Origin of the sequence: Haloarcula montana (assembly GCF_035666295.1) — an archaeon.
Classification (GTDB): domain Archaea; phylum Halobacteriota; class Halobacteria; order Halobacteriales; family Haloarculaceae; genus Haloarcula; species Haloarcula montana.
Genome location: NZ_CP142027.1, coordinates 1,625,051 through 1,639,503, shown reverse-complemented (window position 1 = coordinate 1,639,503; position 14,453 = coordinate 1,625,051). Strand labels below are relative to the sequence as shown.

15 protein-coding genes and 2 tRNA genes are annotated in these 14,453 nt (G+C 67.2%); 5 read left to right on the top strand and 12 right to left on the bottom strand.

The window, feature by feature from the left end; all coding sequences use genetic code 11:
* Nucleotide 1: 1 nt before the first annotated feature.
* From VJ109_RS08525 to VJ109_RS08495, 7 genes are all read right to left on the bottom strand, one after another.
* Nucleotides 2-1,669, bottom strand: a complete 1,668-nt coding sequence (locus VJ109_RS08525; protein ID WP_324755983.1) for a bifunctional N(6)-L-threonylcarbamoyladenine synthase/serine/threonine protein kinase — start codon at nucleotides 1,667-1,669, stop codon at nucleotides 2-4.
* An 8-nt stretch (nucleotides 1,670-1,677) separates the two neighbouring features.
* Nucleotides 1,678-1,812, bottom strand: coding sequence for a 30S ribosomal protein S27ae (locus VJ109_RS08520; protein ID WP_276178455.1), 135 nt, complete (start codon nucleotides 1,810-1,812; stop codon nucleotides 1,678-1,680).
* Nucleotides 1,812-2,117 (bottom strand): 30S ribosomal protein S24e, encoded by a 306-nt coding sequence (locus VJ109_RS08515; RefSeq protein WP_276178457.1) that lies wholly within the window; start codon nucleotides 2,115-2,117, stop codon nucleotides 1,812-1,814. Before VJ109_RS08515 ends, VJ109_RS08520 begins: the two co-directional genes overlap by 1 nt.
* 78 nt (nucleotides 2,118-2,195) lie before the next feature.
* Nucleotides 2,196-2,528 carry a hypothetical protein gene (locus VJ109_RS08510; protein ID WP_324755981.1) on the bottom strand — a complete coding sequence of 111 codons (333 nt, stop codon included), beginning with the start codon at nucleotides 2,526-2,528 and terminating at the stop codon, nucleotides 2,196-2,198.
* A gap of 132 nt (nucleotides 2,529-2,660) precedes the next feature.
* Nucleotides 2,661-3,689, bottom strand: a complete 1,029-nt coding sequence (locus VJ109_RS08505) for an AAA family ATPase (protein WP_324755979.1) — start codon at nucleotides 3,687-3,689, stop codon at nucleotides 2,661-2,663.
* A gap of 338 nt (nucleotides 3,690-4,027) precedes the next feature.
* On the bottom strand, nucleotides 4,028-6,418 hold the full coding sequence (locus tag VJ109_RS08500; RefSeq protein WP_324755977.1) for a bacterio-opsin activator domain-containing protein: 2,391 nt from the start codon (nucleotides 6,416-6,418) through the stop codon (nucleotides 4,028-4,030).
* Nucleotides 6,419-6,847: 429 nt separating this feature from the next.
* Nucleotides 6,848-6,918, bottom strand: a tRNA-Gly gene (locus tag VJ109_RS08495).
* A 239-nt stretch (nucleotides 6,919-7,157) separates the two neighbouring features.
* Between VJ109_RS08495 and VJ109_RS08490 the strand changes: the two genes are divergently transcribed.
* Nucleotides 7,158-7,991 (top strand): NAD+ synthase, encoded by an 834-nt coding sequence (locus VJ109_RS08490; RefSeq protein ID WP_324755975.1) that lies wholly within the window; start codon nucleotides 7,158-7,160, stop codon nucleotides 7,989-7,991.
* A 1-nt stretch (nucleotide 7,992) separates the two neighbouring features.
* On the opposite strand, the gene VJ109_RS08485 is transcribed toward VJ109_RS08490, so the two are convergent.
* Nucleotides 7,993-8,667 carry an enoyl-CoA hydratase/isomerase family protein gene (locus VJ109_RS08485; RefSeq protein WP_324755973.1) on the bottom strand — a complete coding sequence of 225 codons (675 nt, stop codon included), beginning with the start codon at nucleotides 8,665-8,667 and terminating at the stop codon, nucleotides 7,993-7,995.
* A gap of 60 nt (nucleotides 8,668-8,727) precedes the next feature.
* Here VJ109_RS08485 and VJ109_RS08480 point away from each other — a divergent pair, with 60 nt between their 5' ends.
* The 3 genes from VJ109_RS08480 (at nucleotide 8,728) to VJ109_RS08470 (ending at nucleotide 10,603) form a co-directional block, all read left to right on the top strand.
* On the top strand, nucleotides 8,728-9,384 hold the full coding sequence (locus tag VJ109_RS08480) for a DUF7114 family protein (RefSeq protein WP_324755971.1): 657 nt from the start codon (nucleotides 8,728-8,730) through the stop codon (nucleotides 9,382-9,384).
* 67 nt (nucleotides 9,385-9,451) lie between these two features.
* Nucleotides 9,452-9,523, top strand: a tRNA-Thr gene (locus VJ109_RS08475).
* A gap of 327 nt (nucleotides 9,524-9,850) precedes the next feature.
* The gene (locus VJ109_RS08470) at nucleotides 9,851-10,603 is read left to right on the top strand and encodes a DUF429 domain-containing protein (RefSeq protein WP_324755969.1); all 753 of its coding nucleotides are present in this window, start codon (nucleotides 9,851-9,853) and stop codon (nucleotides 10,601-10,603) included.
* A gap of 60 nt (nucleotides 10,604-10,663) precedes the next feature.
* Here VJ109_RS08470 and VJ109_RS08465 read toward each other — a convergent pair whose 3' ends face one another.
* Nucleotides 10,664-10,858 carry a cold-shock protein gene (locus VJ109_RS08465; RefSeq protein ID WP_115864742.1) on the bottom strand — a complete coding sequence of 65 codons (195 nt, stop codon included), beginning with the start codon at nucleotides 10,856-10,858 and terminating at the stop codon, nucleotides 10,664-10,666.
* 181 nt (nucleotides 10,859-11,039) lie between these two features.
* On the opposite strand from VJ109_RS08465, the gene VJ109_RS08460 reads away from it, so the two are divergent.
* Nucleotides 11,040-11,564 carry a hypothetical protein gene (locus tag VJ109_RS08460; protein WP_324755965.1) on the top strand — a complete coding sequence of 175 codons (525 nt, stop codon included), beginning with the start codon at nucleotides 11,040-11,042 and terminating at the stop codon, nucleotides 11,562-11,564.
* Nucleotides 11,565-11,711: 147 nt separating this feature from the next.
* On the opposite strand, the gene VJ109_RS08455 is transcribed toward VJ109_RS08460, so the two are convergent.
* The 3 genes from VJ109_RS08455 to VJ109_RS08445 all read right to left on the bottom strand — a co-directional run bounded on the left by VJ109_RS08455 (nucleotide 11,712) and on the right by VJ109_RS08445 (nucleotide 14,451).
* Complete coding sequence (locus VJ109_RS08455; RefSeq protein WP_324760320.1) at nucleotides 11,712-12,698, bottom strand: A24 family peptidase; 987 nt, start codon at nucleotides 12,696-12,698, stop codon at nucleotides 11,712-11,714.
* Nucleotides 12,699-12,788: 90 nt separating this feature from the next.
* Nucleotides 12,789-13,178 carry a ferredoxin Fer gene (gene fer, locus VJ109_RS08450; RefSeq protein WP_324755963.1) on the bottom strand — a complete coding sequence of 130 codons (390 nt, stop codon included), beginning with the start codon at nucleotides 13,176-13,178 and terminating at the stop codon, nucleotides 12,789-12,791.
* Nucleotides 13,179-13,248: 70 nt separating this feature from the next.
* Nucleotides 13,249-14,451, bottom strand: a complete 1,203-nt coding sequence (locus tag VJ109_RS08445) for an inorganic phosphate transporter (protein WP_324755961.1) — start codon at nucleotides 14,449-14,451, stop codon at nucleotides 13,249-13,251.
* Nucleotides 14,452-14,453: the final 2 nt, after the last annotated feature.

Sequence of the window (14,453 nt, the reverse complement as noted above, 5' to 3'; positions counted from 1 at the left end):
GCTACTGATAGCGCCCGCGTCCCTCGATGTCCGAGAGCGACGTAAACACCGGACCGGGGTCGCTCGCCTCAGTTCGGTAGGCCGACAGCGCCGCGTCGAACAGCGCGTCCGGGTCGTCGGCGGTGCCGGCCAACGACTGGGCGAAGACGTGGAGGTCCATCGCGTAGTCCTCGGGTTCGTCGGTGTAGTAGCCCAGGCCGAAGTCGATGAGGAAGGTCCGGCGGTCCTCTGCGTCGGGAGCGACCCGGACGTTCCGGGTCGTCGGATCGCCGTGGACGAAACCGGCGTCGTGGATACGGGCCAGCGACCGGCCGACATCTCGGACGTGTGGTTCGGTCAGGACTCCACGAAGGTCGTCGTCACCGACCCGCTGGAAGACGATCCGGGAGTCCCGGAGGTCGATGTCACGGACCAGCGGGGTCGGGACGCCGTGGCGGCGCGCGTCGCTGGTCAGGCGGACCTCCTGGCGGGTCCGTTCGGTCCGCAGACGGTCGTCCAGTGTCGGGTGGCGGTAGCTCCGCGGGACCCGCTCTTTGACGACGCGGTCGGGTTCGATCGAGACGGTCGCCTCCGCGCCGGTGACCGCTGTCGCGTCGTCGGCCGCGCCGTCGACCCGTCGGCTCGCGTCGGCGCCGACGGCCTCGTCGGCCCGCCAGGTGACCGGCACCTCGTCGGGCCGGAAGTTCGAGTCGATGCGTGAGTCCGCGACCGCGATGGTATCCCCGGCGGCGTACATCCGCGCACCCAGCATTGCGATCATGCCGGCGTTGTCCCGCAGGAACCGGTCCTCGGGGGCGTGGAAGTCGGCACCCCGCTGCTCACACATCTCCCGGAGCATCCCTTGGAGTCGCTCGTTCTGGCCGACGCCGCCGCCGAGAACGAGTTCGTCAGCGCCGGTCAGCGACAGCGCACGCTCGGAGACCTCGGTCAGCATCGCGAAGATAGTCTCCTCCAGCCCCCGGCAGACGTTTTCGATCGGACGATCGCCGTCGACGGCCTGTTTCGCGGCGGACATGATCCCCGAAAACGAGAAGTCCATCCCCTTGACGACGTACGGGAGCGGGTGGTACTCGCCCTCGCGAGCGCGGCGCTCGACCTTCGGACCGCCGGGGTGTTGCCAGCCGACGTGGCGGGTGAACTTGTCGATCGCGTTGCCGACGCCGGTGTCCATCGTCTCGCCCAACACGCGGTAGCGCCCGCCCCGGTAGCCCAAGACGTGGGCGTTCGCGCCGGAGGCGTTCAGACAGACCGGGGAATCGAACCCCGAGCGATAGCGGCCGACCTCCAAGTGGGCGACCATGTGGTTGACGCCCACGAGCGGAACGTCGAGTCGCTGTGCGACGGCGCGGGCAGCCGTCGCGACGATGCGGAGACACGGCCCGAGGCCGGGACCCCGCGAGAAGGCGACTGCGTCGACCGGCGGCCCGTCCTCGCCGGCAGTCTCGGCTCGCTCGCGAGCGTGGTGGAGTGCTGTCTGGACCACCTGTGGGATCGCCTCGCCCATGTGTTCGGCGGCCTCGCGTGGGTGGATGCCGCCGCTGTCGGGCTGGTAAGCGTCGGTCTCGATGAAGACGTGGTCGTCGTCGCCCGCCGCGACGGTGGGGTCGTCCGTCTCGAAGACCGAAGCACTGGCTGCCCAGGCGGTCCCTTCGATACCGAGAACGCGCATACGGCCCGTTACTTCCACTCGGTGTAGCCGCACTTCCCGCAGTGCTTGCGGTCCTCGTGGTCGGCAAGCACCGTGTCACCGCAGCGCGGACACTGTTCGCGGTCGAGTTCGCCGTCGTCGGAGTAGTACTCGTTGTGCGCCATTATGCTTCCTCACCCTCTTCGCCGTCGGCGACGATCTTGTTTCGTTCGAGCATGTAGTCCTGCTCGACATCGCGGGCGTGTTCGGGACTCTCGTAGACTTTGGCGTAGCCGACGGTCTTGCGCATCCCGAACTTGGTGTCGAGTTCGTGGATGACGACCTCGGCTGCGTCTTTGTTCAACATCGCGGCGAGGGAGTCACGCACGGAGAGTCGGGACGGCGTGGCCTCGTCGTGGACGACCTCGAACCGGACGTCCGTCCTGTGCAACATCGGATTCTCGTCTTCGTTGATGATATCGATGTCCATAGTTCGTTGGCCTTACTTCCCCCCGAAGCGCCTAAAAGGATTTCGAAGCCGCTACCCCGCCGTTTCCAGTGTGTGCCGTCACCGGCTCTCGTCGCCGGACGCCTCACGGCTGTCGCCGTCGGCCGGCTCGGAATCCGTCCCCTGAAGCTCCTGTCCGTCGAGTGTCTCGGGGAGCCGGTTTGCGACGACCCACAGGGTCAGCCGATAGATACCGTAGCCGACGGCCGCAAACAGGACGAGGTCGATGAGATACAGTTCGAGAAAGTCCAGCAGGGAGATGTCGCTCAGGACGAGATCTCCGGTGAGGATGAGAAACTCCAGCGTGACGACCACGAACAGGGCTGGGGCGAAAAGGAGGAACAATCCGACGAGCAGGATCTTGAGATTGTTCCGCTGGTCCGACTGTGACATGGTTGTCCTATCGGACCCCCGTCTGAAGAGTCCTGTGTGGAGCGGGCGGAACGCCGACGGTCACCGTCGGCAACGTGCCACCGCCGTCGCTCCGCGGAACGTGGCGCCGCCGATGGACCCGGACGGCTGGGCTCACCGTCCCGTTTCCGACGGCTGGAGTTCACCCAACTCCGCCAGCAACTGCGAGAGGTGGATGCGCTCGTTCGCCGCCTCGGTCAGCGCCATATCCGTCTCGCCGGCCAGCCGGTGGACCTCGGCAAGTCGGTCGCCCGAGTGTCGGGAGCGAGCGACCGCCAACACGTCGTCGAGGACGTCCTCGGCTCCGTATCCCTCGTCGACCAACAGGTCGTCGAGCGTCGAGCGCGCGTCGGTGAACCGCCCCTCCTCGGCGGCGACGACCATCGACTCGACCTGGTCGTCGGCCTGCAGATCGTTGAGCGTCTCGTAGGCGGTGTCCATCGTCACCGCGCCCTCGGCCTCGTAGGTGGTCTGGGCCGCGAGGATGGCCGTCCGAAGGTCGCCGTCGGCGTAGCCGGCGACGTACTCCAGGCCGTCGTCGTCGTAGTCGGCCCCGGCCGCCGTCGCCACGCCCCCCAGGACCGACACCGTCTCCTCGTGGGTCGGCGCCCGCATCACGACCGGGAAACACCGCGACCGGATCGGCGGGATCAGCGCCGACGGCTGCCGGGTGGCGATGACGAACTGCGTGGCCTCGTAGTACTGTTCCATCACGCGGCGCAGCGCCTGCTGGAAGTCCTCGCGCATCGCCTCTGCGTTGTCCAGCAGGATCGTCTTGTAGCTGCCCGAGACTGGCGAGTAGCTAGCCGACTCCTTGAGGACGTGGTTGATGAGGTCGGCCTTCGAGGACTCCCGGCGGCGCTTGCTGTCGATGAACGAGGAAAAGCGGGGGTCGTTGGCGACCTCCTTCTTGGTCAGATCGAAGACGTCGGCGACGTTGAGTTCGGTGAAGTCGGCGTCTGGGTTGTCGTGGACCTCGCGGGCGAACGCCCGGACCGCGGCGGTCTTGCCGGCCCCCTTGGGACCGTGGACGAGGAGGTTCATCGGCTCCTCGATCGCCCCGTGGAGGTGCTCGCGGGCCTGTGGCTGGGGGATCTCGTCGAGGTCCGGCGCGTAGGTTTCGGTCCACAGCGGAGCGTCCATCTATCGACTGTCGGTTGGCGTGGCCGGGACAAGTATCCCGCGGTCGTGCGAGGGGCGCGACCAGCGGGAGCGGCCCTCGGGAAAGCGCAGCGGCGAACGCAGTGAGCCGCGAGCAACACCGAACGAGTCGAGAAGTCGCCGATTGGTCGGCGTCGCCCGCTTCTCGCGGTCACCGCTCGCACTTCGAGGCGCTTCGCTCAGCCCCTCGCGCTACTCCACGGCTCACTGCGTTCGCCGTTCCATCTGGCGACCCCTCTCGTTGGTCGGCGCCGCCCACTACTCCACGGCTCACTGCGTTCGCCGTTCCGTCGAGGCGCCTCCCTGCGGTCGGCGCCTCGCTACTCGAACAGCTCTTCGAACACCTTCTGCTGTGCGGCCCGGAGGTGCTGGTGGTAGGTCGGCCGGGAGATGTCCATCGCGGTCGCGAGTTCGTCGCCGTCGATCTCGCGCGGCCAGTCGAAAAAGCCCCCGAGGTAGGCCGTCCTGAGGGCGGTCTCCTGGCGGTCGGTGAACCGCTCGGACAGCGACGCACGGAACTCCTGGCGGGTCTGGACCGGGCGTTCGTGTTCGTGGTAGCCGACCAGATCGGTCCTGTCGTAGCTGTCCTCGACGAGGCCGAACACCTCGCGGGCCTCGGTCTCGTAGGGGAGTTCGATCGTGTAGCGGGCGACGCCGTCGGCGGCGGTCACGCCCGTCGTCACCGCGCCGTGGTCGGCCAGTCGCGCGACGAGCGACTCCGTGAGCGTGATGTCGAACAGGGCGTCGCCCTCGTGCTCGACGATGGGTTTGACGCTCCGGACCGACTCGTCGGTCTCCAGCGCGTCAAGGACCGCGTCGGTGTCGCCCCCTTCGGCGGTGAGATACATCCGGAGGGTCCCGTCGTCGTTGATGACGGTCCCCTCGGATTCGAGATCGGCGCCGGTCGAGGCCGAGAGCCGACTCAACGGCAGGTCCCGGTCGTCGACGGTGAACTCCAGTTCGACGACGCGGTCCGCCGAGAGGATCTTCCCGCTCTCGATGGCGTTGATCGCGTTGGCGACGGCCTGTCCCAGCGCCTCCAGGACGACCTGTTCGCGCTCGTCGAAGGCGTCGGACTGGTCCGAACAGACGTAGAGGACGCCGTAGGTCGAGTCGGTGTAGGACAGCGGGATCGCCATCACGGACTCGACGCCGGCCGCGCGGGCCCGGGGCCCCCACTCGGCCTCGACGGAGTCCAGTTCGGTGAGGATCTCCGGTTCCTGGGAGGCCAGGGCCCGCGCACCGGGTTCGTCCGCGTCCGTCGGCACCGTGACGTCGTCGACCTCGACGGCGGCGTCGCCGGCCCAGGCACGGGCTTCGAGCCGGTCGCTGCGGACGTTCGGCCGGGCGATCCAGGCGAAGACGTACGGGTCGGTGGCCGCGACCTGCTCGCAGACCCCGGTTTCGACCTCCTCGCGGGTCGTCGCCTCGACGAGCACCCCGATAGTGTCCTCGACGAGGCCGTTGATCCGTTCGAGGATGGCGGCGATGCGCTCGCGGGTCTCCCGGACTTCCTGTTCGCGTTTCGCCCGGTTACACGCCGCGGCGGCGTTGGTCGTCAGCAGGTCCACGACCATGTGATCGATGTCGTCGAAGGCGTCGGCCTCCGTCGACATCACGCTGAGGACCCCGTGGACGCCGATCGGGAAGTACATCGCCGAGCGGAACTCCGTCCCGTCTTCGACGATATCGTCGTAGGTGGCCGGCTCGCCGGTGGCGAACACCTCGCCGGGCCGGCCCTCGTCGATACCGTAGACCGGCCGGTCCCCGAGCAGGTCGTCGGCCCGGCCCGACGTCGCGGCCGGCCACAGCGTCTGTGTGTCGGCGTCGTACAGCCTGACGACGTTGAGATCCATCCCCAGCACGGTCTCGGCCGCACTGGAGACGATATCGGCGACGGCTTCGCGGCTCGGCGCCTGCATCAGCGCCCGCGAGGTCTCCTGGAGTTCCGAGAGCATCTCCTCGCGGCGCTTTCGCTCGGTGATGTCACGGATGACCCCGGCGGTCCCACGGAACCGCCCGTTCGGCCCGTACAAGACCGTCATGTGGTCCTCACACGGGAACGGCTGGCCGTCCTTGGGCCGGATCTCCAACTCGAACGTCGTCTCGACGTCCTCGGGGCCGGAACTCGACAACAGCGAGGCGAGTTTCGACTCCGCGAGTTCGACGGTCCCGCGGTCCTTGATGACCCCCGTGTGCTCGCCCAGCAGTTCCTCGGTCGGATAGCCAGTCAGGTCCGCCATCGCCTCGTTGACGAAGACGAACTGTCCCTGGTCGTCGAGCGCGTAGACGCCGTCGTCGAGCGCGCTGATGACCTCCTCGTACCGGTCGAACTCGGTATCGGCGTCGTAGCTCGTATACGCGTCGGCGGCCCGCTCTACCCGATGGACCAGGACGGCGTACTGCTCGTCGGTCCCCCGCTGGACGTAGTCGGTCGCCCCACCGGCGAGCGCGTGCTGGACCGTTTCCGGCCCCCCGCTGTCGAAGACCACGATCGGTAGCGACGGCGACCGGGCGCGCAACGCCGTGGCGACCTCGGACAGGTCGCTGTCGACGCTCACGACACAGTCGACCGAGCCGACTTCGTCGGCAGCCACTGCCCCTGTCGCCGTCTGAACGGCCATCCCGCCCCGCTCTTCGAGTGCTGCCGCCGTCTCCGCGACGGTGGTCTCGTCCCCGCCACAGACGAGAACGTTGACTCCAGTTGCCATACCTAACTGGTTAGCCCCGTGGGTATAACAACTTAGTGGTCGGCGACCAGTGGCGACGTCTTTCTTGCCCCGAAAGGGGTGTAGTCTTGAACCGTCAATATACCGGTCGGATTCGAGAGATAACACGGGTGAATATTACGTGCAGACGGGCGAGCGAGACGGCAATATTCCGAATCGTTGGGACGCCATGCCAACTCAGTAGTGGTGATACGATTACCGTTCGGGTGGTCCACACGCCGAGGCACTCGGTCGTGGTCAGGCAAACACTGACCGCGACGTGACGACCACAGAGCGACTGCTTCACCGGGTTCGACTCCGCGGCGTCCCTCGATCCCGCAATCGACGCTCACGGAACGTTCGCATCAGAATGCGCCGGCCGGGAGTTCACCGAGCCGGCGAGGTGAACGTCGGGTACGCGACAACCGGGAGTGCGCCGGCCGGGAATTGAACCCGGGCTATTGCCTTGGGAAGGCAATGTCCTACCACTGGACCACCGGCGCGCACGGCGGAGCGTCGGGAAAGCCCGACGCGCGACGGGTCGTCGGTCCACGCGAAGCGCGGACGACTGCTCGCATTCGTGGGTGAACGGTCGTCGCACTTGAACGTAGCGTTTCGGCTGGCGCCGCTTTGTGGACCGAACAGGCGACGAGCGTAGCGCCACCACCGCCGTGACTGGACGGACGTACGGAAATCACGCATCGATAGGTGGGTATTAGTCATCACCGGCCTACATGTCGGTATGGCCGAAGCCGAAGCGATCGTTCGCGCCGAGGAACCCCTGGATCTGACGTTCTCCGAGGCGGAACTGGAAGCGTACCGCGAGCACTGTACCACGTTCGTCCGTGACCAACTCGACGCCGCCGGCGTCGAGCGGGCCGTCATCGGCCTCTCGGGCGGGATCGACAGCACGCTGACCTCGCATCTCGCCGTGGAGGCGCTGGGTGCGGATGCCGTCCACGGGCTCGTGATGCCAAGCGAGGTCAACCGCGCAGAGAACATGAGCGACGCCGAACGAGTGGCCGAGGAGCTACTGGGCATCGACTACGACGTCGTCGAGATCAACCCGCTGGTCGACGCGTTCCTGGAGGCGTTCCCGGCCGCCGACGGCGACCAGCTCGCGGTCGGGAACCTCCGGGTCCGCTGTCGGGCCGTCCTGAACTACCTCGTCGCCAACCACGAGGACGCGCTGGTGTTGGGCACCGGAAACCGCAGCGAGGCGCTGGTGGGCTACTACACGAAGTACGGCGACGGCGCCGTCGACTGCCACCCGATCGCACCGCTGTACAAACAGCAGGTCCGTCAGCTGGCGAAACACGTCGGCGTCCCCGAGGACCTCGCCGAGAAGACCGCCAGCGCAGAGATGTGGTCGGGCCAGACCGACGCCGGCGAGATGGGGATGGACTACGACACGCTGGACTCGATCCTCGCGGTACACGTCGACGGCGGCGTCCCGGCGGCCGCGACCGCCGACCACATCGGCGTTCCCGAGTCGGCCGTCGAACAGGTCCGCGGGATGTACGAACGCAGCGCCCACAAGCGGGCGATGCCGCCGGGTCCGGAGCCGCTGTACTGAGTTACTCGCGGGCCGCGATCAGTTCCGCGAACGCCGCCCGCTCGCGCGCTTCTCGCTGTTCTCGGTCGCCGCCCCCACGGAGGAGTTCTTTCAGCGTTCTGAGCGCCGCGTGGTCGACCCCAGCCAACTCCGTCGCGACCTGCCGTGGCTCGTCGGTGACCCGCGAGACCAGTCCGAGTCGGAGCGCCTCCGTAGCGTCAACAGTCCGCCCGGTCAACGCCAGGTCCAGCGCCGCGCTCTCGCCGACGATCCGCGGGAGCCGTACCGTCCCGCCCCAGGCGCCGAACAGGCCCAGTCTGACGCCGGTCTCGGCGAAAGTCGCCGCCGGCGTCGCCACCCGGAGATCACAGGCCAGTGCCAGTTCGACGCCGCCACCCCTGGCGGCCCCGTCGACGGCAGCCACCACCGCCCCGTCGTCGGTCTCGATCGTCCGAGCGACCCGCTGGCCCAGTGCGGCGAACTCGGCAGCGGTGTCGGCGTCAAGCTCGTCGACGACGGTCAGATCTGCGCCGGCACAGAACGCCTCACCGGCCCCCCGGAGGACGACGACCGGCGCCGTCGCGTCGGCGACCGCCGTTTCGAGATCAGCCAGTGCTTCCCGGGTGAGCGCGTTGCGTTTTTCGGGCCGGTCGAGCGTGACGGTACAGACATCCCCGTCGACCGTCGTCCGCACCATGTCCTCCCTCACACCGGTGTTTCCAAAGGTCTTTGCCCTTCGCGCGCCTAGGTTTTGCCAATGGAGGAAGTGGCGGCGGTCCGCCGAGCCGCGGTGGCAGCGGTCGACGACATCGAGCCTGGACAGCTCCGAGACCGGATCACTTCGCGCCTCGACGACGCCGCGTTCGCACCTGGCGTGTTGACCCTCGCCAGTGCCGACGCTGCCCGGGATCGGACGGCAGAGCCCGGCGACGGTCTCACCGACCGTGCAGCGGGCGTCCAACTCATCTACGAGGGGCTGTCGCTGACCCGGACGCTCGCCCACGACGACCCCTGGGAACACGGGGACCGTGACGCCGGCGATCTCGATATCCTCATCGCGGATATCTTGGTCTCCCGCGGGTTCTATCTGCTCGCTCGGACCGAAGCCGCCGACGATGCCGTCCAGGTCGTCCGTTCGTTCGGCTCCGACCAGACCGTGTTGCGCTCGACCGGCGACGAGGGCCTCGACGCCAACTTGGAGACCGACGTTCTGGAACTGGCCGCCGTCGCCGGCGTGACCGCAGCCGGAGTGGCCCCGACCGCGGGCCTCCGGGAGTACGCTGCAACGCTGGCAGACGGCGGGTTCCCGGAGAACGCGGCCCTGCTGGGCGAGGACGTGCGGGCGACCGTCGCGGCTCGCGTCGGCGTCGACCCGCCGGCGACCGACGGGACCGAGGCGGCAGCCGACCACTGAGAACGAGCGCCATACCCGAGTGGAATCGAAACGCCTAAAGACAATTGCCGGGAAGAAGGGCATGCGTGCCTGGGTAGCTTAGCGGTAAAGCGCGTCCTTGGTAAGGACGAGACCCCGGATTCAAATTCCGGCCTAGGCTTTTGCCGACCACACTTCTGCGAGGCGCTCCGTCGCCGAGCGACTGCTGTGGTCGGCAAAACGGTAGCGGGATTTGAATCGAGAGAAGACCCAGCGGCCGACCAAGGGGAGGCCGACCGTCTTCGCGTAGTTCAAATTCCGGCCTAGGCTTTCTCCGAGCGACTGACCCGAAGGGAGCGACGGGTCCGGAGTGCGTGGAAGTTCCGGCCGGAGCATCTTCCGACCTCACTGCTGTGAGGGACTCCATAGCCGGACGAGTCCATCCCTACGCCCAATCACCCGACACGAGCGGGTCAGCTTTTTCTTCCGTCGCCGACGATATCCGACAATGGCCGACGAAGCGGTCGAGACAGATGTCGGGATTGCCTGGTGTGGGGAGTCGTGGCTGGCGGTGGCGTTCTCGGCGGACGGGTTCGACCACGTCGCGGTGTGTGACGGGATCGGTGACTGTTGGGCTCGCTACGAGGAGACGGCACGACGAATACTCGTCGACCTGCCGATCGGGCTCGTCGAGTCCGGCGACCCGGAGCGGCGGTGTGACGAACTCGCTCGCCAGGTGCTGGGACCACAGGCCGAGACGGTCTCCACGCCGCCCGTCCGGGAGGCGACCCGCAAGCGGCGCTACTCGGCAGCGGGTCGCGTTCACGAGCGAAAGAGCGGGGCGGCGCTGTCCGAAGCGGCTTTCGAGGCCCACGAGGGGATCGCGATGCTCGACGAACTGCTCCAGGAGGTCCCCGAGGCCGCCGCGGTGATCCGGTCGTCCCATCCGGAACTGTGTTTCCGGGCGCTGGCCGGCGAACCACTCGAACAACCCCGCGGGACGGCGGCGGGCTACGCCGAACGGATGCGCGTGCTGGCACACTACGACCGGGACGCGGCTCCGACCGTCCAGCGGGCGGCCGACGAGACTGCGGGCCACGCGGTCACCGTCGCCGACGTGCTCGACGCCGTGGTGCTCGCGTACACGGCCGCGCCGGGCGAAGGAGCGCTGCGGACGCTCCCGCCGGAGCCGCCGACGGACGCGAAGGGACTGCCAATAGAACTGGTCTACCGGGGACAGGCGTCGCTGTCGGGTGAGTGAGCGGGACCGACGACAGCAGTCGCTGGCCGGTCAGTGAAAAGACTGCAGGCAGAAGGCGCCTTACAGTCGGGTGACGTTGGTCGCGCGCGGACCCTTGTCAGCTTGTTCGATGTCGAATTCGACTTCCTGTCCCTCTTCGAGGTCCGGGCCGCCAACGTCTTCCATGTGGAAGAAAACGTCCTCGTCCTCGTCCTCAGTATCGATGAAACCGTAACCGCCAGTGTCGTTGAAGAAATCAACCGTTCCTTTCGCCATTGCATCCGAACGAACGTCGAGACCACAGATAACAGTTCCGGTATGCGTACTCCGGGTGAGACAGCCGAACCACGGGAGGGCAGTTCCCTGGTGTATGCTACCTCCACACACCTCGTCGAGAGTGAACACGAACCATCACGACTGGCACAGTCACTATAGTCGTCGGCCGACACCCATCGGTATGCTCCGTCGCCTCCGGGAGAACGGACCCGTCGTATTGGTACCCCTCGCCTGGACGTTCGCACTGGCTGCACACGTCGGCGCCCTCGCGCTCCGGACGGTACTGATCGCCCATCTGGTGATGGCTACCGTCATCGTCGTGTTCACCGCCCTCTCCTGGCGGGAGATGACCACCGGCGTGTTGCGCGCCTGGAAACTCGTCCTGCTTGCAGGGCTCGCCGTGACGCTTCTCGGGACCGCCGGCCTGCTCGTCACACCGCCGCTCCGACCGCTGCTGACCGCGACAGTGGTCGGCTGGATGCTCGTCCCGGCCGCCGGACTGATCTATACGGGCCGTCACGTCGACGCGCTGGCGTCGGTATACACCGTCGGGGCCGCGTTCAGCGGCGTCGGTGCCGTCGTCTACACGGCGGGTGTCGCCATCGGAGCGACAAGCGGCGTCGGCCTCGGACTCCTCGCTGCCGGACTGGGGCTGACCGGCCTCGGGCAGACTGCCGGGATCGTCGCTGCGGTAACGCAGTACTGACTGGCGGGCGGATTTACCACCGAGCTACCGAGACGGGAGCAGAACCAGTCGTGAGCGGTGGGGAGCTACCGCCGGGACTCCGGACGAGGACATGTAGCCGCAGTCCGACGCTTCGCTGGCACCCTCGGAAGCACGCAGCTACCGGTACTAGGCCAGTCCGACCGCCTGCATGATCGCGAAGAGCACGTCCCCGTAGGTCAGCGAGACGAGCAAGCCGGCGAACATCGGGACGATGAACGGGATGCCCGGCGAGATCCACACGTCTTCGGCCTCGACCAACACGTCCAGTCCTTCTCGAAGTTGGACGGGCGTCGCGCCGTAGGCCGAGTGGTCGATGTCGTCGAGGAACTGCTCGGCGCCCCATGGATCGGCCGGTTCGCCGGCGGCATCTCTGTCTCCAGCGACACTGGAGGCGGGTTCGCCGCCGTCGGTCGCCAGGGAGCCGTCACCGGGCGGGTTCGGGTCCGCCGGGAGCGACGCCGGGTCGCGGTACTGCTCGGGGTTTGCCCGCAGTTCCGAGAGCGAGAGCCCGCGGTACTGGAGATACATCCGGAGCGCGTCGAGATCCAGGCCACTTCGGGTGAATCCGTCGGGCGATTCCAGCAGCCGGCCGTACTCCTCGGTGATTTCCTCGACGGCGACCGGCCTCCCGATGAACATCGCGAGGCCGAACTCACCCCGTGCGACGTTGCTGGCTGCCACACCCAGCGGATAGACGACGCCGGCCAGCACGGTGTTCGAGAGGATCGTCAGCGAGAACACGCCCAGCGTCGTCGGTTCCAGCGGCAGGGCGACCGACGGCGAGGACAGCAGGTACGTCGGGTAGACGGGAAAGAGGACGGCGATCAGCATGAACGCCTTCGCGTCGGCCCCGCCGAACCCGCCGATCCGCCAGAACAGGTACGACAGCGGCATGACGAACCCGAGACTGATCGCGACCCGGAGGAAGAACAACCGGCCGCCGGTCCCGTTCACCACCGTGTAGGTGTCCCAGACCAGGAGGGCGACCGCAAACAGCGCAAGCGGCCCCCAGATCCGGTTGGGAATCCGACGCGTCTTCACATCACGGTAGGCCGCCCACCCGAAGACAGGGACGGCCACCAGTCGCAACAGGTCCGGTATCGACCCGAGCACGACTGTCACCACTGGATGGGGCGTCCTAATGGTTCCGGTCAGCGAAGCCGCGGCTACGGGGAGAGAAGGCGGTGAGAACTGCAGGGAGCGTCAGATGACGCGGTTCTGCAGGTAGTCGAGATGCTTGGCGTTGTAGACGATCTTGACCTCGTCGGCGTCAGGGCTGCCGATACAGGTCAGTCGGACGTTTTTCTCCTCGACTTCCTCGTCGCTGAGGATCTGCTGCATGTCCATGTCGATGTCGCCCTCGACGACGATGGCGGCACAGTTCGCACAGGCGCCGGCACGGCACGAGAAGGGCCAGTCGTAGCCCTGTGCCTCGGCGGCTTCGAGGATGTACTCGCCTTCGTTGACATCGATCGTGCCGTGGTCCTCCGCGTCAAGGCCTTCGTCACCGGCCTTCTCGAAGAGGTCGTCGTCGTAAATGTCCCAGCCGTTGTCGTCCACTACTTCGTAGTTAAGGTACTCTACCGTGGGCATCACTGCCGGGTTCGGACGCCGACTTGTTAGACTTTGCCCTTCAGTAGCGGGAAACGAACAATAATGAAGGTTACGCGACCGGCAGAAACCGGAAGACGAGGTAGGCGGCCACCGTCGCGATCGAGGGGACGATGTTCTGGAGGAAGATGACGCGAGCGGTCGTCGCCGGTTCGAACAGGTCCGAGGCCTTCGGGAGGTCCTCCCCCGACTCCTCGCCGATCGGTTCGGTCTCTTTCGGTTCTGGCGTCCCCTTCTGGCCGCCGACGGTGGGGGCGTCCTCGGCGTCGGCGGTCAGCGCGCCGACCGAGACCTCGGGTGCCTCGCCCTGGACCGTCTCGGAGAGCCGCGTCGTCCGGGTCGCCCGGCCCCAGCCGAGACCGACGATGCTCATCGTCGCGATGATGACGAAACTGGCCGGGATGCCGAGCGCCGAGAGGAACGTGACGATCGTCGAAGCGACCGCCGCGACGACGATGGCCGCCACCAGCGGGAGGTCGGTCAGGTCGTTCCCGACGGTGTCCATCGTCCGGCGAGCGATCGTAAAGGCACCGAGCCCGATTGCAGCCCCGCCCAGCAGGATCGCAGGATACAGCTCCAGCGAGCCGTTGCCGACCAGCGGTGCGACGGCGTTGGCGACGTTCGAGGCCCCTGCCGAGAAGCCCATGTAACAGCCGATGCCGATGACGACGACAGTCCCGACGAACTCCCTGGGTGTCGTGTTCTGGCCCAGTCTGACCCAGGGGAAGCCGGCCGAGGAGTCCACCTCGACGAGCGACCCCTCGCTCTGTGAGACGGCGAACCACTCGACCAGTTTCGGGTAGAAGTACCGCCCGATGACGCCGCTGACCCAGAAGGCGATGATCGGCGAGACGAGCCACCAGGAGACGATTTCGAGCATCAGTCCCGAGTTCAGCGTGCCACGAGCTAGCCCCAACCCGGCGATGGCACCGACCGCCGTCATCGACGTCGAGGCGGGGACGCCGGCGACGTTCGAGAGGAACAGCGCCGTCCCGATGAAAAAGAGGACGACGATGCTGATGAGCGGCGAGAACTGCGTGGCGACCAGATCACTCCCCAGGCTCTTGACGACCGCCGGACCGACGAGCAGCCCGCCGGCGAGAGCGAACACCGTCATCAGGACCGCCGCGGAGAACTTCGTGAGGGTGTTCGATCCCACCGCGGGTCCGAAGGCGACGCCCGTCGAGGAGCCGCCGATGTTGAACCCGACGAAGACCGCGACGACGACCCCCAGCGCGAAGAGAACCTCGACCATAC